This window comes from Xylanimonas ulmi, assembly GCF_004216535.1.
Taxonomy (GTDB): Bacteria; Actinomycetota; Actinomycetes; order Actinomycetales; family Cellulomonadaceae; genus Xylanimonas; species Xylanimonas ulmi.
Map to the genome: position 1 here is coordinate 286,994 of NZ_SGWX01000001.1, position 22,328 is coordinate 309,321.

General features: G+C 71.3%; 18 protein-coding genes and 1 pseudogene. 14 read left to right on the forward strand and 5 right to left on the reverse strand.

What is annotated here, in order from left to right; translation table 11 throughout:
- Positions 1–5: 5 nt before the first annotated feature.
- Complete coding sequence (locus tag EV386_RS01225; RefSeq protein WP_130411595.1) at positions 6–1,142, reverse strand: glycerophosphoryl diester phosphodiesterase membrane domain-containing protein; 1,137 nt, start codon at positions 1,140–1,142, stop codon at positions 6–8.
- A gap of 99 nt (positions 1,143–1,241) precedes the next feature.
- Between EV386_RS01225 and mtrA the strand changes: the two genes are divergently transcribed.
- The 10 genes and pseudogenes from mtrA to EV386_RS01270 all read left to right on the forward strand — a co-directional run bounded on the left by mtrA (position 1,242) and on the right by EV386_RS01270 (position 13,363).
- Positions 1,242–1,922, forward strand: a complete 681-nt coding sequence (gene mtrA / locus EV386_RS01230; protein ID WP_130411597.1) for an MtrAB system response regulator MtrA — start codon at positions 1,242–1,244, stop codon at positions 1,920–1,922.
- On the forward strand, positions 1,919–3,712 hold the full coding sequence (gene mtrB, locus EV386_RS01235) for an MtrAB system histidine kinase MtrB (protein WP_341272795.1): 1,794 nt from the start codon (positions 1,919–1,921) through the stop codon (positions 3,710–3,712). The genes mtrA and mtrB overlap by 4 nt, the downstream gene beginning before the upstream one ends.
- A complete protein-coding gene (locus EV386_RS01240) occupies positions 3,709–5,418 on the forward strand; it encodes an LpqB family beta-propeller domain-containing protein (RefSeq protein WP_130411599.1) in 1,710 nt (569 codons plus the stop codon). The genes mtrB and EV386_RS01240 overlap by 4 nt, the downstream gene beginning before the upstream one ends.
- Before the next feature lie 99 nt (positions 5,419–5,517).
- The gene (locus EV386_RS01245) at positions 5,518–6,273 is read left to right on the forward strand and encodes a ComF family protein (protein WP_130411601.1); all 756 of its coding nucleotides are present in this window, start codon (positions 5,518–5,520) and stop codon (positions 6,271–6,273) included.
- Between the two features lie 195 nt (positions 6,274–6,468).
- Positions 6,469–7,122 carry a ribosome hibernation-promoting factor, HPF/YfiA family gene (hpf, locus tag EV386_RS01250; RefSeq protein ID WP_130411603.1) on the forward strand — a complete coding sequence of 218 codons (654 nt, stop codon included), beginning with the start codon at positions 6,469–6,471 and terminating at the stop codon, positions 7,120–7,122.
- Between the two features lie 44 nt (positions 7,123–7,166).
- Positions 7,167–8,480, forward strand: a complete 1,314-nt coding sequence (locus EV386_RS01255; RefSeq protein WP_242607776.1) for a winged helix-turn-helix domain-containing protein — start codon at positions 7,167–7,169, stop codon at positions 8,478–8,480.
- A gap of 169 nt (positions 8,481–8,649) precedes the next feature.
- A pseudogene (gene secA, locus EV386_RS01260) lies at positions 8,650–11,151 on the forward strand (preprotein translocase subunit SecA); the annotation flags it as partial.
- A 222-nt stretch (positions 11,152–11,373) separates the two neighbouring features.
- The gene (locus tag EV386_RS18930) at positions 11,374–11,592 is read left to right on the forward strand and encodes an SEC-C metal-binding domain-containing protein (protein WP_423218989.1); all 219 of its coding nucleotides are present in this window, start codon (positions 11,374–11,376) and stop codon (positions 11,590–11,592) included.
- A gap of 100 nt (positions 11,593–11,692) precedes the next feature.
- Entirely contained in the window at positions 11,693–11,908 is a 216-nt protein-coding gene (locus tag EV386_RS01265; RefSeq protein WP_130411607.1) for a hypothetical protein, read from the forward strand.
- Positions 11,909–12,268: 360 nt separating this feature from the next.
- Positions 12,269–13,363, forward strand: a complete 1,095-nt coding sequence (locus EV386_RS01270; protein WP_130411609.1) for an IS110 family RNA-guided transposase — start codon at positions 12,269–12,271, stop codon at positions 13,361–13,363.
- Positions 13,364–13,890: 527 nt separating this feature from the next.
- Here the strand turns inward: EV386_RS01270 and EV386_RS01275 are convergent.
- Positions 13,891–14,655 carry a hypothetical protein gene (locus EV386_RS01275; RefSeq protein ID WP_130411611.1) on the reverse strand — a complete coding sequence of 255 codons (765 nt, stop codon included), beginning with the start codon at positions 14,653–14,655 and terminating at the stop codon, positions 13,891–13,893.
- Positions 14,652–15,008 (reverse strand): PadR family transcriptional regulator, encoded by a 357-nt coding sequence (locus tag EV386_RS01280; RefSeq protein ID WP_130411613.1) that lies wholly within the window; start codon positions 15,006–15,008, stop codon positions 14,652–14,654. Before EV386_RS01280 ends, EV386_RS01275 begins: the two co-directional genes overlap by 4 nt.
- A gap of 204 nt (positions 15,009–15,212) precedes the next feature.
- Between EV386_RS01280 and istA the strand changes: the two genes are divergently transcribed.
- A complete protein-coding gene (gene istA / locus EV386_RS01285; protein WP_130411614.1) occupies positions 15,213–16,508 on the forward strand; it encodes an IS21 family transposase in 1,296 nt (431 codons plus the stop codon).
- Entirely contained in the window at positions 16,505–17,275 is a 771-nt protein-coding gene (istB, locus tag EV386_RS01290; protein ID WP_130411616.1) for an IS21-like element helper ATPase IstB, read from the forward strand. Before istA ends, istB begins: the two co-directional genes overlap by 4 nt.
- 47 nt (positions 17,276–17,322) lie before the next feature.
- On the opposite strand, the gene EV386_RS01295 is transcribed toward istB, so the two are convergent.
- Positions 17,323–17,538 (reverse strand): hypothetical protein, encoded by a 216-nt coding sequence (locus tag EV386_RS01295; protein WP_130411618.1) that lies wholly within the window; start codon positions 17,536–17,538, stop codon positions 17,323–17,325.
- A 274-nt stretch (positions 17,539–17,812) separates the two neighbouring features.
- Complete coding sequence (locus EV386_RS01300) at positions 17,813–19,138, reverse strand: zinc-ribbon domain-containing protein (protein ID WP_130411620.1); 1,326 nt, start codon at positions 19,136–19,138, stop codon at positions 17,813–17,815.
- A gap of 357 nt (positions 19,139–19,495) precedes the next feature.
- On the opposite strand from EV386_RS01300, the gene EV386_RS18905 reads away from it, so the two are divergent.
- Both EV386_RS18905 and EV386_RS01310 read left to right on the forward strand, forming a co-directional pair.
- Positions 19,496–20,065, forward strand: coding sequence for an iron chaperone (locus EV386_RS18905; RefSeq protein WP_341272796.1), 570 nt, complete (start codon positions 19,496–19,498; stop codon positions 20,063–20,065).
- Positions 20,066–20,285: 220 nt separating this feature from the next.
- On the forward strand, positions 20,286–22,298 hold the full coding sequence (locus EV386_RS01310; RefSeq protein WP_130411622.1) for a TraM recognition domain-containing protein: 2,013 nt from the start codon (positions 20,286–20,288) through the stop codon (positions 22,296–22,298).
- The last annotated feature ends 30 nt before the right edge of the window (positions 22,299–22,328 follow it).

Genomic DNA, 22,328 nt, shown 5'->3' on the forward strand with positions numbered 1-22,328 from the left:
CGGCCTCAGCTCTTGTCGGCCGCGGCGGCGGCCAGTGCGACGTCGAGGCCCTCGCGCCGCATGCGCAGGTCGATGTAGAGCAGCGCGACGACGCCCGCGAGGAAGATCGTCGAGATGGACGTCGAGACGACCGTGGTCACGACCGTGGTGGCCACGACCGCCGCCGTCGAGGATCCCACCGACAGCGCGATGGCGCTGCCCAGCAACCCGAGCGGCACCGCGACCACCTGGGCGATCACGCCCACGATGATGGAGGCCAACAGGTAGATGCCCAGGAGGCGCCAGAACGAGCGGCGCGTCAGGCGCCACGCACGGCGCACCGTGGCCCACAGGCCCGCGCTCTCGAGCGCGAGCGCGGGCGGCACCAGAACCAGGCGCGTGCCGAGCCAGACGGCCACCACGAGGCCGCCGATCGTGAGGAGGATCCCGAGCGCGACGGCGAGCGCCAGTGACTGCTGCCAGGCGGCGAGGACCAGTGCGGCGGCCGCGAGCGTGTACGCCGAGACCAGCACGAGCAGCGCGGCCGTCTGCAGCAGCGACCACCCGATGAGGGTCCACAGGCGCGGGCCGAGCCGTCGCCACACCTGGCGCACGCTCTCCCGCTCCCCGAGCACCGAGCGGCTGACCGACACGGTCAGGATGCCGTTGACGATCGGCGCCGCGAGGATGAAGGTCAGGCTGTTCCCAGCCGCCAGCGCGTAGGTCCGGGCGAGGTCGCCGACCGTGAACCCGATGGTCAGGCCCGAGTCCTGCAGCGCCGGGTCGTCGAAGAGGGGCCCGACCAGGTTGGTGACCGCCGGGATGAGGGCCATGCCCACGACCAGCCCGACGAGTGTCGCGATGAGGATGACCAGCGTCGCGATTCCGAGCATCACCGCGGGGTTGTGCCGCACCGCCGCGAACGCGCCGTCGTAGATCTCACCCATGGTCAGCGGGCGCAGGGGGATGATGCCCGGGCGGTCCGACGGGGGGCGGTACGGCGACTGCCCGGCGGGACCGCCATAGGGCGTCGGCGGCGCCGCGGGGCCCGTGCCGTACTGCCCGTAGCGGGGCACGTCGCCCCAGCCGGAGGGTGTCGGGGCTGGGCCGCCGGCGTCGGGCGGCGCGGGGTTGGCGTCGTCGGGCGGGCTCGGCGTGCTCATGCTCTCCCCATCGTGGGCTGGCTGTCGTCGGGTCACGATAGCGCGCCAGGCCTGGTCACCGAGCCCACCTGTGCGGGTTTCGGCTGGCAGACTGGTCGCATGAAGTCGCGTGTTCTTGTCGTCGACGACGACACCGCCCTGGCCGAGATGATCGGCATCGTGCTGCGCGCCGAGGGCTTCGAGCCGGTGTTCTGCGCCGACGGCGACGGCGCCGTCGCCGCGTTCCGCGCGGCCCAGCCCGACCTCGTCCTGCTCGACCTGATGCTCCCGGGTAAGGACGGCACGCAGGTGTGCCGCGAGATTCGCGCCGAGTCGGGTGTCCCGATCATCATGCTGACCGCCAAGAGCGACACCGTCGACGTCGTCCTGGGCCTGGAGTCCGGCGCCGACGACTACGTGCCCAAGCCGTTCAAGCCCAAGGAGCTCGTGGCCCGCATCCGCGCGCGCCTGCGCCGCACCGAGGACCCGGGCCCCGAGCGCCTGCTGGTCGGCGACCTCGAGATCGACGTGACCGGCCACACCGTGACGCGCGACGGCGCCCGCATCGGCCTGACGCCGCTCGAGTTCGACCTGCTCGTGGCCCTGGCCCGCAAGCCGTGGCAGGTGTTCACCCGTGAGGTGCTGCTGGAGAAGGTGTGGGGCTACCGGCACGCGGCCGACACGCGCCTGGTCAACGTGCACGTGCAGCGGCTGCGCTCGAAGGTCGAGCGTGACCCTGAGAACCCGGAGATCGTCCTGACCGTCCGCGGCGTGGGCTACAAGGCGGGCGCCCCGCGGTGACCACCTCGGGCGCCGCCGCGCCGGCGGACTGGGACGCCCGGCGCGCCGGGCCGGGTGGGCTGTGGCGTCGCCTGCGCGTGCTGGTCGGTCGCCGCGCGCGCGCCGCCGTCTACCGCTGGCGCTCCTCGATGCAGGTGCGCGTGGTCACCTCGGCGCTCGCGGTCGGCGTCGTGACCGTCGCGCTGCTGGGTGAGTTCCTGTCGACGTCGGTGCGCGACGGCCTGTTCGAACAGCGGGTCGCGCAGCTCGACCTGGAGGCGGCGCACTCGGCCGTCATCGTGCGCGAGGCGTTCGCCTCGGCCCCCGTCACCTCGACGGCCGACGTGCAGGCGTTGGTCATCACGCTCGCCGACACGCGGCGCAACGGCGCGTCGAGCGCGCGCGGGTCGATGCTGGCCAGCTCTCCGGACGCGTCCGCCGCCCTCAACACTGTCGCCTCACCCCAGTGGATGGCCCGCGACGACGTCACCTCGCACGCGCTGCGCGCCGCGACGCTCGCCTCGGACCACCAGATGTGGCAGTCCGTCATGATCCCCGCGGCCTTCAGCGAGTCCGGTCACGACGAGCCCGGCGTGGTGTTCGGTGCGGCCGTCGACGTGCCCCTGGGCGGCAAGTTCGGTCTGTACACGCTCTACTCGCTCCAGCCCGAGCAGGAGACGCTGCGGTTCGTCCAGCGCACGCTCGCGCTCGGCGCGCTCGCCATCGTCGCGCTCATCGGCGTGATCACGTGGCTCGTCACACGGCAGGCCGTCACGCCCGTGCGCCGTGCCGCGGCCACGGCCGCGCGTCTGGCCGACGGGCACCTGTCCGAGCGCATGCCCGGCAAGGGCTACGACGAGATGGCCACGCTCGCCCGGTCGTTCAACGAGATGGCCGCCAGCCTGCAAGACCAGATCCGGCGCATGGAGGCATTGTCGACCGCCCAGCGCCGCTTCGTCTCCGACGTCTCGCACGAGCTGCGCACTCCGCTGACCACGATCCGCATCGCCGGTGAGGTCATCCACTCCGCGCGCGACGAGCTCGACGACGGGGCGCGCCGCTCGGCGGAGCTGCTGCAGCAGCAGCTCGACCGCTTCGAGGAGCTGCTCGCCGACCTGCTGGAGATCTCGCGGTTCGACGCCGGAGCGGCGGTGCTCGACGTCGAGCAGCGCGACCTGGAGGGCATCGTGTCCGCCGTCGTCGACACCGCGACCCCGCTCGCCGAGCGCAAGGGCGTGTTCCTGTCGGTGCACCTGCCCGACGAGCCCGCGGTCGCCGACGTCGACCCGCGCCGCGTCGAGCGGGTCCTGCGCAACCTCGTGGTCAACGCCGTCGAGCACGCCGAGGGCAAGCCCGTGGAGATCACTGTCGGCGCCAACGCCCAGTCCGTCGCCGTCGTGGTGCGCGATCACGGCATCGGCATGACGCCCGAGGAGGTCGCCCACGTGTTCGACAGGTTCTGGCGCGCCGACCCCGCCCGGGCCCGCACCTCGGGCGGGACCGGGCTCGGCCTGGCGATCTCGCTCGAGGACGCGCACCTGCACGCCGGGCGCCTCGAAGCCTGGGGCCGCACCGGGCACGGGGCCAGCTTCCGGCTCACGCTGCCGCGGCGCGCCGGCCTGTCGGTCGAGGACCCGCCGTTGCCACTGGTCCCGACGCCGCGCGCGCTGACGGGCCTGCCGACCGGCCAGATCCCCGTCGTCATGCCCGCCGAGGGGCCCACACCGAGCGCGATCCCCGACCTGAGCGCGCTGCCCGACGTCGAGCCGTCGACGGCGCCCGCCCCGCAGGGACGCGAGGCGCGCGCATGAGCGGCGCGCGGCGGCTGCGCGCCGCCGTGGCCGCCGCCGTGGCCGCCGCGCTGCTGGCGGGGTGCAGCGCCATCCCTGTCTCGGGGCGGGTGCAGGAGGGCGGCACCGACGTGCGGCGCGACCCCGGCATCGGGTTCATCGCCGAGAGTCCGGTGCTCGGCGCCGAGCCCGACGCGATCGTGCGCGGCTTCCTGCTCGCCGCGCAGGCCGGCCCGACGTCGACCACGCCGTTCAGCGTGGCGCTGGAGTACCTGACGGCGGGGGCGGGCACGACGTGGAAGCCGTACGCGCAGGTGTTCGTGCTCGACGGGGTCGCCCAGCTCACCGTGTCCGACACCTCGGACGACCAGCAGGGCCACGCCGTGGTGCACGCCTCGGGCACCGTCGTCGCCTCGCTCGACGAGCAGGGGGTCCTGACCGAGGAGCCGACGCCGATCAGCAAGGAGACGACGTTCGAGCTGACCAAGGAGAGCGGGCAGTGGCGCATCGACTCGCTCGAGGACGGGCTGTTGGTCCCGTCCCAGGTCTTCACCACCACGTTCCACCGCACGCGCCTGAACTTCCTGTCCCCGGACCAGCAGGCCTGGGTGCCCGACGTGCGGTGGTTCCCGCAGCAGTCCTGGCGCACCAACGCCGTGCGGGAGATCCTGGCGGGCCCGCCCGACTGGCTCGGCGCCGCCGTCGAGCCCGTGCTGCCCGCCGGGACGGCGCTCGCGCTCAACTCGGTGACCGACGGGCCCGACGGCAACCTCCAGGTCTCGCTCACGGACCAGATCAGTGAGGCGTCGGCCACCGCGCGCGGCCTGTTCGTGGCGCAGCTGCGCGCGACGCTCTCGGACGGCACGGGCGAGTCGATCGGCATCACGCTGCTGGACCGCAACGGTCCGATCGCGCCGTCGGACGTCGCCTCGCTCACGCCGCCGCGGCCGTCCGGGCCCGCGCTCGTGCTGCGCGACGGCGCCCTGTGGTCGCTCGCGGGCCGCGAGCTCGTGCAGTCCGACACGGCCGTGAGCCTGGGCGGGCTCGACCCGACGGCGCTCGCGGTCGGCTCCGGCGGGGCTCCGGTCGTGGTGCGTGACGGCGCCGGCCGCCTGGTGCGCGTGACCGGCGATCCCACCGCGCTGCTGCAGGGCACGACGCTGCTCGCGCCGTCGGTCGACCGGTTCGGCGCCGTGTGGAGCGGCGAGCCCACCGGGCCGATCCAGGTGGTGCTGCCGAGCGGGGGGGTCTACCCGGTCGCGGCGCCATGGCTCGACGGACGCACCGTGACGTCGCTGGCGGTCTCCCCCGAGGGCGCCCGCGTGGCCCTCGTGTCGGTGGGCCAGGGCGGAACCCAGGTGCAGGTCGCGGGCGTCGTGCGCGACGTCCACGGCGTCCCGACGGCGCTCGCGCGGCCCCTCATCGTGGGGCAGTCGGTCGCGGGGGTCACGCAGGCGGTGTGGCAGGACGAGACGGCGCTCGCGCTGCTCGGCCAGGGTGAGGGCAGCGCCGGGGTGTACCTCGCGGGAGTGGGGGGCCTGGCCGGGTCGGCCGGAGGGCTCGCGCGCCGGGTCCCCGGGGTCAACGGGGTCACCGCGCTCAGCGCGTCGGTCGGCACGGGCGACATCCTCGCGCTCGACGCGCAGGGTGTGCTGTACCTGCACCAGGCCTCGGCCGTGTGGCCGGTGATCGGCCAGGACGTGAGCCTCATGGCGTTCCCCGGCTGAGGCGCCCGCACGCGGCGGCCCGCTGTGGATCGCCGACGTCGTCCACAGCGCGCGCCGCGGCGGCGCCCCCGTGCGCGGCGGCGGCGGCAGGATGCGGGCATGCCCCGACCGTTGACCGCCGCTGTGCGCGACCTCGCCCGCCTCGTCGTGCCGGTCGAGTGCCCCGGCTGCGGCATGCCCGACGTCGCGTGGTGCCCCGCATGCGCGGCGCCGTTCGCCGGCCGCCCGGTCCGCGCCGAGCGCGCCGCGGCGCGCCTCGACAGGCTCGACGGCGTCGCGCCACTGCCGGTGTGGACGCTGGCGCGCTACGAGGGCGCGGTGCGCGGCGTCGTCGTCGCCTGGAAGGACAAGGGGCGCGTCGACCTCGACGCGCTGCTGGCGCCGGCGGCCGCGCGGGCGGCCGGCGCGCTCGCCGGGACGCTGGCCCGCGCCGTCGGGAGTCGGCCCCTGCTGGTGGTCCCGGCGCCGTCGAGCGCGGCCGCGCGCCGTGTGCGCGGGCGCGAGCACCTGGCGCCCGTCGCCCGCGCGCTCGCGGCGGGACTCGGCGCGCGGCCCGCCCCCGCACTGCGTCGCGTCCGGGGTTCGGACCAGGTCGGTCTCGGGGTCCGTGAGCGGGGCGCGAACGTCGCGGTGCGCGCCGACCTCGCGACGCTGGCGCGCGCGGCCCGGCGCACGGGACGCGGGGGCGCGCCCGTGTGCCTCATCGTCGACGACGTCGTGACCACGGGCGCGACTCTCGCCGCCGCGGAGCGCTGCTTGGAGGCGGCTGGGACCGACGTTGTCGGCGCATTTGCGCTGGCCGCGACACCCTCCCCGGGGCGTACGGCGGATCTGGTCGCGCCACGCGGCCCTTAGCGGTGTTGCACAGGCGTGACCGGGGCTAGCCTGAGGGCTCACCGAGGGCGCCAGTCCCGCTCTCGGGCCGCCGCTGGCCCGTGTCACGGGCGCGTCTTGGAGGTGGTGCCGTCACCGGCATCCGGTCATCCGGATGACCCCAGAGCACACCGGGCGCTCGCGGGACGGGCGCCCTCCCCAGAAGGGAGCTACACGATGGAGATCGTCGTCGTCGGCAGGCACACGGAAGTGCCCGAGCGTTTCCGCCGCCATGTAGAGGACAAGCTCGCCAAGGTCACACAGCTCGCGCCGCTCGCGCAGCGCGTGGACGTCGAGCTCACGCACGAGAACAACCCCAAGCTGGCCGACGTCGCAGAGCGCGTCGAGCTCACCGTGCGTGCGAAGGGACCCGTGATCCGCGCGGAGGCCGCTGCGGACGACCGGTACGGCGCCCTTGACCTCGCCATCGACAAGCTGACCGAACGCTTGCGCCGCACCCGCGACCGCCGCAAGGACCACCGCCGCAGCTATGTGCTGGCTCCGGTCGACGTGCGTCCGTACGACGAGGTCAAGGCCTCCGAGCCCGAGCCGGCGGTCGAGGCCGCCGCGCTGGTGGCGGACGGCGCCGCCGTCGAGCACCAGCTCGGCGACTCGCCCGTCACCATCCGCCAGAAGCTCCACTCGGCCGACCCGCTGACGGTTGACGAGGCCGTGTACCAGATGGAGCTCGTCGGCCACGACTTCTTCCTGTTCATCGACAAGGAGTCGGCGCGGCCGTCCGCGGTCTACAAGCGCAAGGGCTGGACGTACGGCGTCGTGCAGCTCGACCAGCAGTGCATGGGCGTGCTGCCGGTGAGTGAGCTGACCTGATCCGACCGGCGACCGATGTCGGTGGCGGCGGGCACCCTGAAGGGGTGACCGTCGCCACCGTCGTGTCCGGGCGCTCCCGCGCGCGGGCGCCCGAACGCCTCTCGCTCTCGCAGGCGCGCCGCGTCGCGCTCGCAGCCCAGGGTCTGCACCGCGCCCGCCCCGACGGCCCCGCGCCCGGCCTGCGCCAGGTGACGGCGGCCGTGCGCCGCCTGGGGCTGCTGCAGATCGACTCGGTCAACGTGCTCGCGCGCGCCCATCTGGTGCCGTTGTTCTCGCGCCTGGGCCCCTATGACGTGGGGCTGCTGGACCGCCTGCACTCGCGCGCGCCGCGGCGGCTGGTCGAGGCGTGGGCGCACGAGGCGTCGTTCGTGCCGGTCGAGACGTGGCCGCTGCTCGCCTGGCGCCGGCGCGCCTACCGCGACCACGCGTGGGGCGCGATCTCCTCCGCCGCCGACGCGCACCCGGCCGAGCTCGCGGCGGTGCGCGCGATCCTCGCCGAGCGTGGCCCCGTGACCGGCTCGCAGGTGCACGCGCTGCTGACCGAGGACGGGGTCGGCGCCCGCGCGGCCAGCCAGGAGTGGGGCTGGAACTGGTCGGCCGCCAAACGGGTGCTGGAGCTGCTCTTCTTCACGGGCGAGGTCGTCTCAGCCGGGCGCACGCCCCAGTTCGAGCGACGCTACGACCTGCCCGAGCGGGTGCTGCCGCACGCCGTGCTCGACGCGCCGCCCGTGTCGGACGCCGAGGCGATCAAGGCGCTGCTGGAGGTCGGCGCACGGGCGCACGGGATCGCCACCGTGCGCGACCTGCGTGACTACTTCCGGCTGCGGCGTGGGGTCACCAACACCCTGGTTCCGACCGCGCTGGCCGAGCTCGTGGAGGAGGGCGCGCTCGTGCCGGTGGACGTCGAGGGGCTGCGCGGGCCGTGGTACCTGCACCGCGACGCCGCCCTGCCGCGCCGGGCGCAGGGGGCGGCGCTGCTGAGCCCGTTCGACCCGCTGGTGTTCGAGCGATCACGTCTGGAGGAGCTGTTCGGGACGACGTACCGCATCGAGATCTATGTGCCGGCGGCCAGACGGGTCCACGGGTACTACGTGCTGCCGTTCCTGGACGGCGAGCGCGTCAGCGCGCGCGTCGACCTCAAGGCAGACCGGCAGGGCGCGGGTGGGGGAGCGTTGCGCGTGCGCTCGGCGCACGCCGAGCCGTGGCTCACCGCGCCCGACCGCGGCGCGACGGCGGCGCGACTGGCCGCGCAGCTGCGAGCGATGGCGGGGTGGCTGGGGCTGGGCGACGTCGTCGTCGAGCCGTCCGGTGACCTGGCGCCGGCGCTCACCGCCGCGGTTGCGTCCGACGGCGGTTGAGCCCGTCGGAATGAGGTCGTGCGCGCGCCGCGTCGTGCGACGCAGGCGGACGGGGGGTTCTCCCACGGGCGAACCCCGCGTCGTCGCCGCGGCCCTCGGGCCTAGGATGGCCGGGGTGACCTAGGGAGCGACGACTTGTCGCGCCCTCGATATGACATAGGAGAACCGCGTGCCTGCGATCCTCGAGAAGGTGCTCCGGCTTGGCGAGGGCCGGGTCGTGAAGAAGCTGCACGGGCTGGCCCAACAGGTCAACGCCCTGGAGTCGGGCTTCACGGACATGAGCGACGAGGAGCTGCGCGAGGAGACCGCACGGTTCCGCGAGCGGCTCGCCCACGGCGAGAAGCTCGACGACCTGCTGCCCGAGGCGTTCGCCACGGTGCGCGAGGCCGCGCGCCGCACGCTCGGCCAGCGGCACTTCGACGTGCAGCTCATGGGCGGCGCGGCCCTGCACCTGGGCAATATCGCCGAGATGAAGACCGGTGAGGGCAAGACCCTGGTCGCGACCACGGCCGCCTACCTCAACGCCCTGGAGGGCAAGGGCGTGCACGTGGTGACCACCAACGACTACCTGGCCAAGTACCAGGGCGAGCTCATGGGCCGCGTCTACCGGTTCCTCGGCATGACCACGGGCGTCATCGTCACGGGCCAGCAGCCCGCTGAGCGCCGTGAGCAGTACCAGTGCGACATCACCTACGGCACCAACAACGAGTTCGGCTTCGACTACCTGCGCGACAACATGGCGTGGGCGACCGACGACCTGGTGCAGCGCGGCCACCACTTCGCCATCGTCGACGAGGTCGACTCGATCCTCATCGACGAGGCGCGCACGCCGCTGATCATCTCGGGGCCGTCGTCGGGCGACGCCAACCGCTGGTACACCGAGTTCTCGAAGGTCGTGCGCCGGCTGAGCGCGGGCGACGACTACGAGGTCGACGAGAAGAAGCGCACCGTCGGCGTGCTTGAGCCGGGCATCGCGAAGGTCGAGGACTACCTCGGCATCGACAACCTGTACGAGTCGCTCAACACGCCGCTCATCGGGTTCCTCAACAACGCGATCAAGGCCAAGGAGCTCTTCAAGCGCGACAAGGACTACGTCGTCCTCGGCGGCGAGGTCATGATCGTCGACGAGCACACGGGACGTATGCTGCCGGGCCGCCGCTACAACGAGGGCATGCACCAGGCGATCGAGGCCAAGGAGGGCGTCGAGATCAAGGCCGAGAACCAGACGCTCGCCACGATCACGCTGCAGAACTACTTCCGCCTGTACTCCAAGCTCGCGGGCATGACCGGTACGGCCGAGACCGAGGCCGCCGAGTTCCAGGGCACCTACAAGCTTGGCGTCGTGCCGATCCCGACCAACAAGCCGATGATCCGCATCGACCAGCCCGACCTCGTGTACAAGAACGAGGAGGGCAAGTTCGCGGCGGTCGTCGCCGACATCGTCGAGCGGCACGCCAAGGGCCAGCCGGTGCTCGTGGGCACCACCTCGGTCGAGAAGTCGGAGTACCTGTCGGCGCAGCTGCGCAAGGCCGGCGTGCCGCACTCGGTGCTCAACGCCAAGGAGCATGAGCGTGAGGCGTCCGTCGTCGCGCTCGCGGGCCGCAAGGGCGCCGTCACCGTGGCGACCAACATGGCCGGTCGAGGCACCGACATCATGCTCGGCGGCAACGCCGAGTTCCTCGCCGTGCAGCAGATGGCCGAGCGCGGCTACGACGCCGTCGAGCGGCCCGAGGAGTACGAGGCCGCATGGCCCGAGGCGCTCGAGAAGGCCAAGGAGGCCGTCGCGGCCGAGCATGACGAGGTCACCGCGCTGGGCGGCCTGTACGTGCTGGGCACCGAGCGCCACGAGTCGCGCCGCATCGACAACCAGTTGCGCGGCCGGTCGGGCCGTCAGGGCGACCCGGGTGAGTCGCGGTTCTACCTGTCGATGCAGGACGACCTCATGCGCCTGTTCAACTCGGGCCTGGCCGAGTCGATGATGAACCGCGCCGGGTTCCCCGACGACGTGCCGCTCGAGTCCAAGATGGTCACGCGCGGCATCCAGTCCGCGCAGTCGCAGGTCGAGGCGCGCAACTTCGAGATCCGCAAGAACGTCCTGAAGTACGACGACGTCATGTCGCGTCAGCGCGAGGTCATCTACGCCGAGCGCCGCCGCGTGCTCGAGGGCGAGGACCTCGTCGAGCAGGTGGGCCACTTCCGCACCGACGTCATCGGCGCCTACGTCGACGGCGCCACCTCCGAGGGCGCGCCCGAGTCGTGGGACCTGGAGGGCCTGTGGACCGCGCTCAAGTCGGTCTACCCGGTCTCGATCTCGGTCGACGACGTCGTCGAGGAGGCCGGCGGGATCGGCCGCGTCACGCGTGAGATGGTGCGTGACGAGCTGCTGTCGGACGCGCAGGTCGCCTACGAGGCGCGCGAGGAGACGCTGGGCGAGTCGGCCATGCGCCAGCTCGAGCGCCGCGTCGTGCTCTCGGTGCTCGACCGCAAGTGGCGCGAGCACCTGTACGAGATGGACTACCTCAAGGAGGGCATCGGCCTGCGGGCGATGGCCCAGCGCGACCCGCTGGTCGAGTACCAGCGCGAGGGCTTCCAGCTCTTCTCGGCCATGACCGACGCCATCAAGGAGGAGTCGGTCGGGTTCCTGTACAACCTTGAGGTTCAGGTGCAGCAGGCGCCGGCCGAGGGCGCCCCGGCCGTCACGGCCGCCGACGCCGCGGCCGCAGCGCAGTCCGCCCCCGGCCTGGCATCGGCTGCGCCGGCGCCCACCGCAGCGGCCGACGCCCCGGCTGCGCCCGCGGTGCCGGCTGCGGCCGGCGCCCCGGCCCCGGCGAGCGCGGGCAGACCGGTCGCGCCGGTGCTGCTCGGCAAGGGTCTGGAGGATCGCGGCCCCCAGGTGCCGCTGTCGTTCAGCGGTCCCAGCGAGAGCGGCACGGGCGTCACCGCGGCCGCCGACGGCGAGGCGGACCGCCGCTCGCGCCGCGCGCTGCACGGCGAGGCCCAGGCGACCGAGGCCGACGGCCGCACGTTCCCGGGCACCCCGCGCAACGCGCAGTGCCCGTGCGGCTCGGGCAAGAAGTACAAGGTGTGCCACGGCCTCAACGAGAACGAGTAGAGCCTCTGGTCAGCGATGGTGGGCGCTACAGGCAGCTAGGGGTCTGTAGCGCCACCTACGCTCGCGCGTAGGTCAGAGAGTCCCTGTTCGTTGACCAAGCGTGGAGAAGAAGGCAGCCGCGAGGACCCGTCTGGAACCGGGCGAGACGTCCATCGATCGGAACACACCGACCCAGCGCGAGGACGGCACCGTGGTCCTCGGCTGGGCGGTGCGTCTGCGCAACTGCCGGTTGGTCCGCAAGCGCACGCAGGGCGCCGGAGTCGGGGTCAACTTTCGGCTCTGGCGCGCTTTCGGTGGTGGCTGGCTGGCGGTGTGATGTCAGGACATCGTGGACGATGTGTCTCGGGACATCGTGCACGTTCGTATGTCTCTGTGAGTCTTCAGGTGGCTGGTCCGGGACTGGCTGCTGAGGATGGCGCTGGTCGTCTGCTCTTGCTGTGACTCGTTGTGTCTCTGGCCCGCGTCGTGTGGTGCCTTGGTCCTGAACTGTCCGGTGGGTGCGGGTGGCCGGCGCCATCCCGGCCCACCTCGGTGGCTTGATCAGAAGGCTGTCCGACCCCGCTGTCGCGGACTCGTCGTGACTCATCACAGAGCTGCCCTGAAGTGACTCTTCCCCGGGTCGGCGCCGGCCGTTGCGGCCGGACCCGTTGTTCCCGGAAGGAAGGACCCAGTCGCAGTGACAATCGTCGCGCATGCTCACCCGTACGTCGTCGGGGTCGACACCCATGCCCAGAACCACGTCCTGTCGATTCTGGCCGCCGCCACCGGCGAACAGGTGGACGCCGCCCAGTTCCCAGCTGCCGAGGCCGCGATGGCGCGAGCCCTGGACTGGGTGGCCCGTCGCACCGGCGGTGACCTCGATGTGCTGTGGGTGATCGAGGGCACCGGCTCCTACGGATCGCGCTTGGCAGCGGTTGCTGCCCGCCGCGGCTATCAGGTCGTCGAGGCGGCCCGGATGGACGCCCGCTCCCACCGTGGGGTAGGCAAGTCTGATCCGCTCGACGCCCGCCGGATCGCTGCCGCCGTCCTGCCTTTGCAGGTCGATCAACTGCGCCACCCGCGCCGGGAGGACGGGGTACGTGCAGCGTTGCGGGTCTTGATCATGTCTCGCGACGCGATGACGACCGAGCGGACTGGCTACGTCAACGCGCTGACCGCGCTGGCGCGCACCGTCGACCTGGGGCTCGACGCGCGCGAACCGCTGACGAACGCGCAGATCGTCGAGGCGTCTCACTGGCGGACCCGCGCTGAGGACGTCGGCGCCGCCACCGCCCGAGCCGAGGCCGTGCGGATGGCCAAGCGGATCACGGCCCTGACCGACGAGCTCGCCGAGAACACCAAGCACACCCTCGAACTCCTTGAACGCTCCCCAGCGAGGGTGCTGCTGGAGAAGATCGGCATCGGCCCCGTCACCGCCGCCGTCGTGACGGCCGCGTGGTCACACCCAGGGCGGCTGCGTGACGAGGCCGCGTTCGCCTCCCTCGCGGGCGTCAACCCGATCCCGGCGTCGTCGGGCAACACCGTTCGTCACCGGCTCAACCGAGGCGGGGACCGGCGAGTGAACCAAGCCCTCCACGTGACCGTCGTCACCCGCATGATCCATGACCCCGAAACCCGGGCCTACGTGGAACGACGCCTCGCCGAAGGGCGCACCAGACGTGAGATACGACGCGTCCTCAAGCGCTACCTCGCCCGCCAGATCCACCGCACCCTGACCGCCGCCTACGAAGCCGCCGCCAGCACGGCCGCCGGGACACCCGCCCCGGCTTGACAAGACATAGAAGGTTCAGGACTTCGTGGGCGGTTGACTTTCTGCCCTTGGCGTGTGGTGGAGGCGTAGAACTTGCAGCCGAGCGCGCCGACGTATCCGCCCTTGGGGACGGTGCGTTCGACGGGGTCGGGTGCGCCGGCGGTCGGGGTCTGGTGGACGCTGGCGAGGGGGAACCCGTCCGGGTTGCGGGGGCCGTAGTACTAGCCCGTCGACATCGGGCGCGGGTAGCGGGTCAGGGACTCGCCGTCCTGGATCGTGAGCATGTCCGTCACGCGAGGGGCTGCCCCGACGTCAAGGTCCACGCCGCCGTTCGTCCGTGGCGGTGCGCGATCACTCAGGCCGCCGTGGCCATGGAAGGTGATGAGGGCGAACGGGCGGGCGTGTGAGCAACGGAGCGCGGAGAAGACCGGGCCCTGCGCTGGCGAGACGAACGGTGACCTCACTCACGGGACGCCGGAGCGAGCATCCAACTCCCGGTCAGGACACAGCGACTCGCTGAGCGGACCCCCCGCCCGGTGGGCGGGTAGTCAGGTCGCGCGGCCCCATCCCGCGACTACCAGCGCTACGGTGAGGAGCAGTGGCAGCAGGAGCACGACCCGCGCTGCCATCACGGGTCCGCGCTGCGACGCGTCGTCGTCATCGAGCGGGGCCCGGATTACGTCGACGGTGCGCGGGGCCGCGATCTGGGCCCACACGGTGCCAGCCGCGACGGCCAGCAGGCCGACGGAGACGACCCACCTGCTTGGAAGGTCGAGGTTTCCTCCGATCGTGAGGGCACCTGTGGCGAGCAGGAGGGCGAGCAGCACGAACGTCAGACCGACGAGGATCGTGATGGCCAGGAGGCCCCAGCGATGGGAGACGGCCGCTCGCAACAGTGGCGCCGCCCAACGCGCCGCGAGCACGAAGGTCGCGACGGCGAGCAGCGTCGCGAGGATGACCGAGACCCGCACGATGACGTTCGCCCCGGTCGCGGCTTCTGGCGCTGCGGTGATCGCGGCCATCATCCCGGGCACCCAGAGCACCACCGGCCAGACGGTGCGCAGGGTGGCCGCGGTGGTCTGGTCGGGCGCGGTGGGCAGGCCCAGACTGCGGGCATAGTCGGCCGGCTCACCGAAGGCGTCGCGCGCTGTCTCCCCGCTGTCGACGACGTGTGACTCCACCTCCGCCAACGACGCGCCGACGTCCGCGCCGCTCACGCCCGCCAGACGGAGCTCGAACACAAAGGTCTCACGCCAGGCGGGCTCAACGTGGGGGGCGATGTCGGGGTACCAGCCGGGTCTTGGTGTGCTCATGAGAGAGCCTCCTCGGAGGTGTTCTGCGCGTTGGCGAATGACGTGACGACGGCGGCGAACGCGTTCCAGATATCTGCGCGCTCGTTGAGGACAGCCCGACCGGCTGCGGTCAGGACGTAGAACTTGCGGCCAGGGCCGCCGTCGCCGGGGCGCCAGTCGACCGTGACCCACCCGGCGCCCTCGAACCGCTTGAGCAGCGGGTAGAGCGTGCCGCCCTTGACAGTTCCCAGGCCGCGCTCGGACAGGGCCGCGGCGATGGCATACCCGTAGGTAGGACCGTCGCCGACGATGCGAAGCACGCAGAGGTCCAGAGCTCCCCGCATGAGATCGGCTGGCCACAGGCGCTCGTCCATGACTAGATGGTATCGCTGACTAGATGGTGAGCCAATCCAGTGGGTGCGGCCCGCCCAGCGTGACGCTGGACCGGCGTCTGCGCTGCCGGGGATGCGGTTCTCCACGGCGACCCGCCCCATGAGGACGCCGACCTGTTGACGACGCCTGAAAACTGACCCTGTGGCGACGGATGAATCTTGACCCCTTTGGCTGAGTCTGGAGGGATGATCTCGATGGAGGACTGGGCGGAGATCCGCCGGTTGCACAGGTCTGAGGGCGTGCCGATCAAGGCGATCGCGCGGAGGCTGGGTGTCGCGCGGAACACGGTGCGGGCGGCGTTGGCGGCGAGCGATCCGCCGCGGTACTCGCGGCCGGCGAGGGGTTCGCTGGTCGACGAGGTCGAGCCGCTGGTGCGTGAGCAGTTGCGGCTGGACCCGACGATGCCGGCGACGGTGATCGCCAAGCGGATCGGGTGGACGCGCTCGTTGACGATCCTCAAGGATAGGATCCGCGACATCCGTCCGGAGTATCGCGGGATCGATCCGGCCGACCGGGTCGTGCACGAGCCCGGAGACACGGTGCAGTGCGACCTGTGGTTCCCCGAGCCGCGGATCGCGGTGGGGCATGGGCAGGCGATGATGTTGCCGGTCCTGGTGATGGTCGCGACGTACTCGCGGTACATGTGCGCGGTCATGGTGCCCTCGCGGCGCAGCGGGGACCTGACCGCGGCGATGTGGCAGCTGCTGGGGCAGATGAACGCGGTCCCGCACCGGTTGTGGTGGGACAGGGAGTCAGCGATCGCCACCACGCGCGGGGTGCCGACGCAGTCGATGCGCGCGTTCGTCGGTTCGCTGGGCGCCCGTGCGGTGATCGCTCCGGCCGCGGACCCGGAGTTCAAGGGCGGCGTCGAGCGCCACAACCGGTACCTGGAGTCGTCGTTCTTGCCGGGGCGCCGGTTCGCGGGACCGGGCGACTTCAACACCCAGCTCGGCGGGTGGCTGGCGCAGGACGCCAACCAGCGCGTCGTGCGGGCGCTCGGCGCCCGGCCCGCGGAGGTCTTCGATCGGGAACGGCCCCTGATGCTGCCGCTGCCGCCGGTGGCCCCGACGACGGGCTGGCATCACCGGGTGCGCCTGGGCCGGGACTACTACGTGCGCCTGGACTCCAACGACTACTCCGTCGACCCGTCCGTCATCGGGCGGATGGTCGAGGTGCACGCGGACCTGACGAGGGTATGGGTCACGTGCGAGGACCGGCAGGTGGCCTCCCATGCCCGCTGCTGGGCCGACCACGCCACGATCACCGATCCCGCGCATGTGGCCACCGCGGCGGTCCTGCGCAAGCAGTACCAGCAGACCATCGACGCCCGCGCCGAGCAGGCTCGACTGGCCGGCGCCAGGACGCACGCGGACGGCACGATCGTGCCGCTGCGCGCCTTGTCTGACTACGACACCCTGTTCGGCGTCGACCCCGCCATCGGCCACGCGGCCGCCGAGGACGGGCAGGGGGTGGCCGGATGAACGCCGAGCAGACGACGTCCCGGATCGCCTACCAGGCCCGGGCTCTCAAGACGCCGACGATCGGGCGGGTGTTCGCCGAGCTCGGCGATCGGGCCCGCGCCGAGGGCTGGTCCCACGAGGAGTACCTCGCCGCGGTCCTGGACCGCCAACTCGCCGACCGGGAAGCCGCCGGGATCGTCACCCGCATGGGCCAGGCGCACCTCCCTGCGCTGAAGACGCTCGAGGACTTCAACACCACCCACCAGCCCGGGCTTCGCCGCGATCAACTCGCGCACCTGGCCTCGTGCGCGTTCGTGCCGAAGGCCGAGAACGTGATCCTGCTCGGCCCGCCCGGGACCGGCAAGACCCACCTAGCGATCGCGCTGGGCATCAAGACGATCCACGCCGGGAACCTCGCCCTGTTCAACACCGCGACCGGATGGCTCGACCGCCTCGCCACAGCGCACGCCGCCGGCCTCCTGGACGCCGAGCTGCGACGCCTGCGCCGCTACAAGGTCTTGATCATCGACGAGGTCGGCTACATCCCGTTCGACCATGACGCCGCGAACCTCTTCTTCCAGCTCGTCGCAGCACGCTACGAACAAGGCTCGCTGATCATCACCTCGAACCTGCCCTTCGGGCGCTGGGGTGAGGTCTTCGGCGACGAGGTCGTCGCCGCCGCGATGATCGACCGCCTCGTGCACCACGCCGAGGTCGTCACCCTGACCGGCGACTCCTACCGCACCCGAGCGCGCCGCGAACTACTCACCACAAAAACCGACAAGTAGGACACAACCACCACCGGAGGGGTCAACTTTCAGACGACGATAAGGGGTCAGTCTTGGGCCGTCGTTGACACGACCACCCGGCTGTCGCACACCGCGACCTGCGCGTAGGCGCTGTCCAGGCAGGTGCGCCAGTAGACCTCGAGGGCGCCTCGGACGCGGCTGCGCTTCTTGGCATTCCGGTCGATCGAGAACGCCTGGTTGATGATCGGCGCGACGGCGTCGGCGTCGAGCCGCTCGTAAGGGCGGTGCAGGAGCCGTGTCACCGTGTTGCCGCGGTGGCGTCTGCCAAACCCGGCGAGCCGCCGCGTCGATCACGACGGACGCGAGCAGCGCCGCGCTGACTAGGGCGGTCATCGGACCATCCACACGTCCGTGGCACCGAGAATCAGACCCAGTGGTGCGGACCTGGAGACCCATCGGCGTGACCGCCCTCGACAGGTCTGCGCCGACGAACGTGATCTGAACTAGGCCGTGGGCCAGGACGTACATGGTCCGGCTGGATGGTCAGCGACCCTCCCCACTCGCGGGCGCCCGACCTCATGGCGCAGGCGTGTGCTCACCTGCGGACACGAGCCACTCGCGAATGGCTGCCACAGCCCGTTCGGGAGCCGGAGCCGAAGGGCTGACCGTGAGCTCGAGGTAGTCACCGGACGAGATGCCCAACGAAGCCAAAGGCGACTCACGCAGCCTGACCACGAGCGCACCTGCGGCCAGGAGATCCTGAGACTTGTCGAGGTCCACGCCAGCCTTCGCGGCATGCCAGTAGCCGCCGTCGTACTCCACCATGAGGGTGCGCCCGCTCGCGAGATGCACTGTCACGTCCGGCACCCACACCGTGCGTCGCTTGAAGGCCGGGTTGCGGACAGCCAAGCCGCTGAACGCCTCCCCGAACTCAGTACGCAGCGCCTCGAAGTACCGCAGCTCGACCATCGACTTCCCGCTCTCGCGGCACATCGGACACGTCGACCCCTGCACACGCGCCGTCGCGGCCATCCGCCAACGGTGCGTGGCGTCCTTCGGGCAGACCCACTCCGGGGTGAAGGTGAGCGATCCGCTCGGACGAACGTGCCAGGCGCTCAAAGGGTTGTCCTTCGACCACTGCGCTGCGAGATCGGGGTGATGCCAGGCGAGGGAGTCGAGGATCGTCCGGCACTCCGGGCAACGCAACCGCGGTCGCTTCTCGCGATCGGCCGGCGTGGCGACCCACCCGTGCCCACACACCGGGTCACGCCAATGGACGCGCCGCTTGGAGTTGGGCGAGATCGTCGTGACACGCAGGGGGTCGTTGAGTGTGGGATGCCACTGCTCGACCAGCTCGGGGTTCAGCCGAGGCACAGGGTCAAACGCCTGCTCAGGCTGACCCTGGACCGACGCTGGCCGCCGGGGGTTGACCTGGCAGCTACAACCCCAGCCGATGTCGCCCAGACGGTCGGCGGTGATCCGCCCGCAGTACCGACAGCGAACCCGGTATGCAGGCGGGATCGGAGCCGCTCCGAGGTAGTCGTACCCATGCGACTCCGCCACGAGCCGGGCGTGCTCGTCGTCAACGATGTCAGCACCCACCAGTTCTGCGCCAAAGCGCAGCGCGGTAGCCGTCCACTTCGCCCAGTGACAGGCACGGCACGTCGGTTCTTGATCGCGGTTCTTGTCGAGCGTGTAGACGAACCGGTAGTGCGCCTCGCAGCCGCACGCGAGACACCGTGTCAGCCGGAAACCGGTTGAGCTGGCGAACGGCTCCAGAGGCTCAAGACCACCCCGCCGGAGGATCTCGGTGATGTGCTCATCGCACCACGCGGGCTTCGTGCGGGTGCCGTAGGCAGCAAACGAGTCGCACCCGTCCCATGAGCACTGCTTCACCGCCATGGCCCGATTATCCAGGAGCGCATCCACGGCCAGAAGTAGGAACGGAGCGGGAGCAGAACTACCGGCGCCCTACCTCCGGCGGATACGACGTCACCCCGGTCGCCGACGCGCACACCACTGGCCACGGCAGAGCAAATCGTGGCGCACACCAGCATCTACCTTGCGGGTCTGATGGAGCCGGGCAGTCGTTCACCGTGGCCGGGCACGCATGGGTTGCGGCATCCGTGAAGCACCAACCCTCTGGCAGCGAGTACGAGGTGGTCGCATGAACAACCAACAGTCCCCGAACCGCAACACCAGGAATCTCCCGGCTTCAGCCGGGAGAGGAAGTCAACACAGGGCAAGGCGGCGTCGTTCATGGCCCCTGCGATGTGGACGCTGTTCATCAGGATCACTGGAGACACCATCTGGGGCACGCTCGGGATCCTCCTCGTGGTCCTCGTCGGCCTTGGTGATGTTCCTGACGCTACGCGGCGAGCAGGAGCGGACCGTCACCGCTTGACGACGACGGTGGAGGGGCGGGTGCCGCCGCTCGCGCTGCGTGCACCCGCCTCGACGGTGAAGCATGGCGGCATGGGAGACGTCACCGACTACCTGGCCACGCTCGAGGGACCCGAGCATGAGGCCGTCGCGCACGTGCTCGACCGCGCCCGTGCCCTCCTCTCCGAGGTCGAGGAGGGGCGGTCGTACGGGATGCCGGCGCTGCGCTACCGGGGGAGCCCGCTGATCTCGGTCATGGTGACCAAGCAGCACCTGGGGCTGTATCCGTTCAGCCCGGCCGCGCTGGAGGGCGTTGCCGACCGGCTCGCGGGCTTCCGCCTCACCAAGGGCTCGGTGTCGTTCCGGCCGGAGGCCCCGCTGCCCGACGACGTCGTGGACGCCATCGTGCGGGCGAGAGCCGCGGAGATCGACAGCAAGCAGAAATAGTGTGCCAAGAAGCTCGCCTCTATGCTTGACCCACCGTGACCGCCAGGCGTCGGCGACAACGGCTCGAGCAGAGCCCACTGCGCGTCCGTCATCGAAGACGACGGGTAGAAGTGCCTCCGCGTCGGGACGCCGCCCCGGCCCGTGACCTGGGCGCGCCGAGCACAGACACCTGCTGGAGGCCGAGGACGAGACGCTGTGGGCCGGGTTCGGCGAGCAGACCATGGACGGGCTGAGCCTGTACTTCCGGGCGATGCGCCACCTGCCCGTCTCCGAGATACGTCGGCTGGCCATCAACGAGGACGCCTCGCTGCGCGCCATGGGCGGCTCCGAGCGCACCATCAGCTCCGTGTACGGCATCGCGCTGGCCGCGATGAACTACTTCTCCGACCCGACGGTGATGATGCTGACCTCCGGCCCGCCGTCGGAGACCGTCGACATCGCCAGCCTGTCGTTCCCGCGCCGGCTCGCCGTGCGCCTGGACCCCGCCTACGTGCGCAACAGGGCCATGGGTGGCTCCCAGGTGCGGTGGTCGGCGTACGCCGACCCGCTGTTCTCCGAACCGCTCGGTGGGCGCGTGACGTTCGAGTGCGCCGATGCGAGGTGCGCCGCCAAGACGGGCAAGGTGACCGGCGCGTGGCCCGACGACGGCCTGTGCCCCACGTGCCAGGCGGCGATGGTCGACCTGGTGACGCCGGACCCCGAGTTCAGCCACACGGACACCCTCACCCAGAACGGGTGGGCCTACTTCTATCTACGCGGGATGTTCCCGGCCGACACCACCTACGTGCTGCTCGAGGCCGTCTCCCAGACCGCCGGGACCACGGTCGAGACGATGCGGTTCCGGTTCGACAAGGGCTACCGCCACGCCGACCGCGGCCGGACGATCGTGACCAAGCCGCTGACCGGCGAGCGGATCGTGCGCGACGGGCTGCTCACCGAGATCGCGGTGGGCGGCCAGCCGCGCACCTCGGTGTACGACCAAGAGCTCGTGGCCAAGCGAGACGGCCAGGCCCACCTCGAGGAGGTCGCCACGCCGATCGTGCGCTCGACGTCGGTGCGGTACTCGCAGTCGCCCAAGGCGCTGTTCATGATCACCCCGCCGCACCTGGACAAGTACGCGCGCCTGCTGCTGGTGCTGCTACGAGACATGGTCGACCTCAACTTCGAGGCGGCGTACATGACCCGCACGAACCAGCAGCCGGACCTGGGCACGAAGTTCATGCTCGACGAGATCGGCAACCTCAAGTCCGAGGGCAACGGTCTGCGCGGCTTCGAGACGCTGCTGTCCATCGGTCTCGGCCAGCGCCAGCAGTTCCATCTGATCCTGCAGTCCTTGCAGCAGCTCACCGAGATTTACGGCGGGTCGGTCGAGTCGATCCTGCAGTCCAACACCGCGAACCTGATTTTCCTGAAGTCCACCGACACCGAGCTCATCGAGCGGCTGTCGAAGATGAGCGGGCAGCGCCACGTCGCCTACCGCGGATCGAAGACGGTGACCAAGGACATGGAGGATCTGCTCCAGTTCAAGTCCGTCGAAGGGCGCGTGTCGTACACGATGGCCCTCGACACGGAGAACGTCATTCTCGCCAACGACTTGACGTTCTTGCCTGCCCGTAACTGGGTTGTGCTGCGCAGCGGTGAGTACCCGATCTGGAACCGCGACGAGACCATCATGCCGATGGCGTACGCCCTGCTGGACAAACAGCCGCCCGTCGGGGCGCCGACGTTCTCACTGCAGAACCTGCCGTCGCTGTCGAACGCCGGCGCATATGACCCGCGCAAGGACACCCCGAACTTCGAGTCCGCGCTGCAGCGCATCTGCGCCCAGGCGTTGGCCTCAACCCAGTCCAAGGCCGAGTACCAGCAGGTCGCCGGCATCGACGAGGACGAGATCACCTACATGGAACCGGACTTCTACGCCGAGCAGGTCATGTCGCTGATCCAGGCCAATGTGGTGGGGCGCCCGTCCCTCGACGAGACCATCGCCCTGCTGCGCGAGGAGTTCGCTCCCTGGGTCATCGGCGCGACCGCTCAGGGGTCCACCTCGACGGCGTCGGCGGCCGGCGGCGCCGCCAGCGAGCGGATCATGGGCGACTCGGGGTCTGGCGAGGCCGCCGCGGGAGCCGCGTCCGGCCAGACGGCGGACAAGCCCCGCGGCGGCCCGGCGTTGATCGTCGACGACGACGAGGGGTTCCCCCTGGACTTCGACGACTACGACGAGCCCGGGGCTTGAGCCCCGTGCGCGAGCGCTCTGTCTTTGTGC

Excerpts from the sequence above, each read along its gene's own strand:
- EV386_RS01225 (WP_130411595.1), bottom strand. The coding sequence starts at position 1,142 with ATGAGCACGCCGAGCCCGCCCGACGACGCCAACCCCGCGCCGCCCGAC.
- mtrA (WP_130411597.1), top strand. The coding sequence starts at position 1,242 with ATGAAGTCGCGTGTTCTTGTCGTCGACGACGACACCGCCCTGGCCGAG.
- EV386_RS01240 (WP_130411599.1), top strand. The coding sequence starts at position 3,709 with ATGAGCGGCGCGCGGCGGCTGCGCGCCGCCGTGGCCGCCGCCGTGGCC.
- EV386_RS01245 (WP_130411601.1), top strand. The coding sequence starts at position 5,518 with ATGCCCCGACCGTTGACCGCCGCTGTGCGCGACCTCGCCCGCCTCGTC.
- hpf (WP_130411603.1), top strand. The coding sequence starts at position 6,469 with ATGGAGATCGTCGTCGTCGGCAGGCACACGGAAGTGCCCGAGCGTTTC.
- EV386_RS01275 (WP_130411611.1), bottom strand. The coding sequence starts at position 14,655 with ATGAGCACACCAAGACCCGGCTGGTACCCCGACATCGCCCCCCACGTT.
- EV386_RS01280 (WP_130411613.1), bottom strand. The coding sequence starts at position 15,008 with ATGGACGAGCGCCTGTGGCCAGCCGATCTCATGCGGGGAGCTCTGGAC.
- istA (WP_130411614.1), top strand. The coding sequence starts at position 15,213 with ATGATCTCGATGGAGGACTGGGCGGAGATCCGCCGGTTGCACAGGTCT.
- istB (WP_130411616.1), top strand. The coding sequence starts at position 16,505 with ATGAACGCCGAGCAGACGACGTCCCGGATCGCCTACCAGGCCCGGGCT.
- EV386_RS01300 (WP_130411620.1), bottom strand. The coding sequence starts at position 19,138 with ATGGCGGTGAAGCAGTGCTCATGGGACGGGTGCGACTCGTTTGCTGCC.
- EV386_RS18905 (WP_341272796.1), top strand. The coding sequence starts at position 19,496 with ATGGCCCCTGCGATGTGGACGCTGTTCATCAGGATCACTGGAGACACC.
- EV386_RS01310 (WP_130411622.1), top strand. The coding sequence starts at position 20,286 with ATGGACGGGCTGAGCCTGTACTTCCGGGCGATGCGCCACCTGCCCGTC.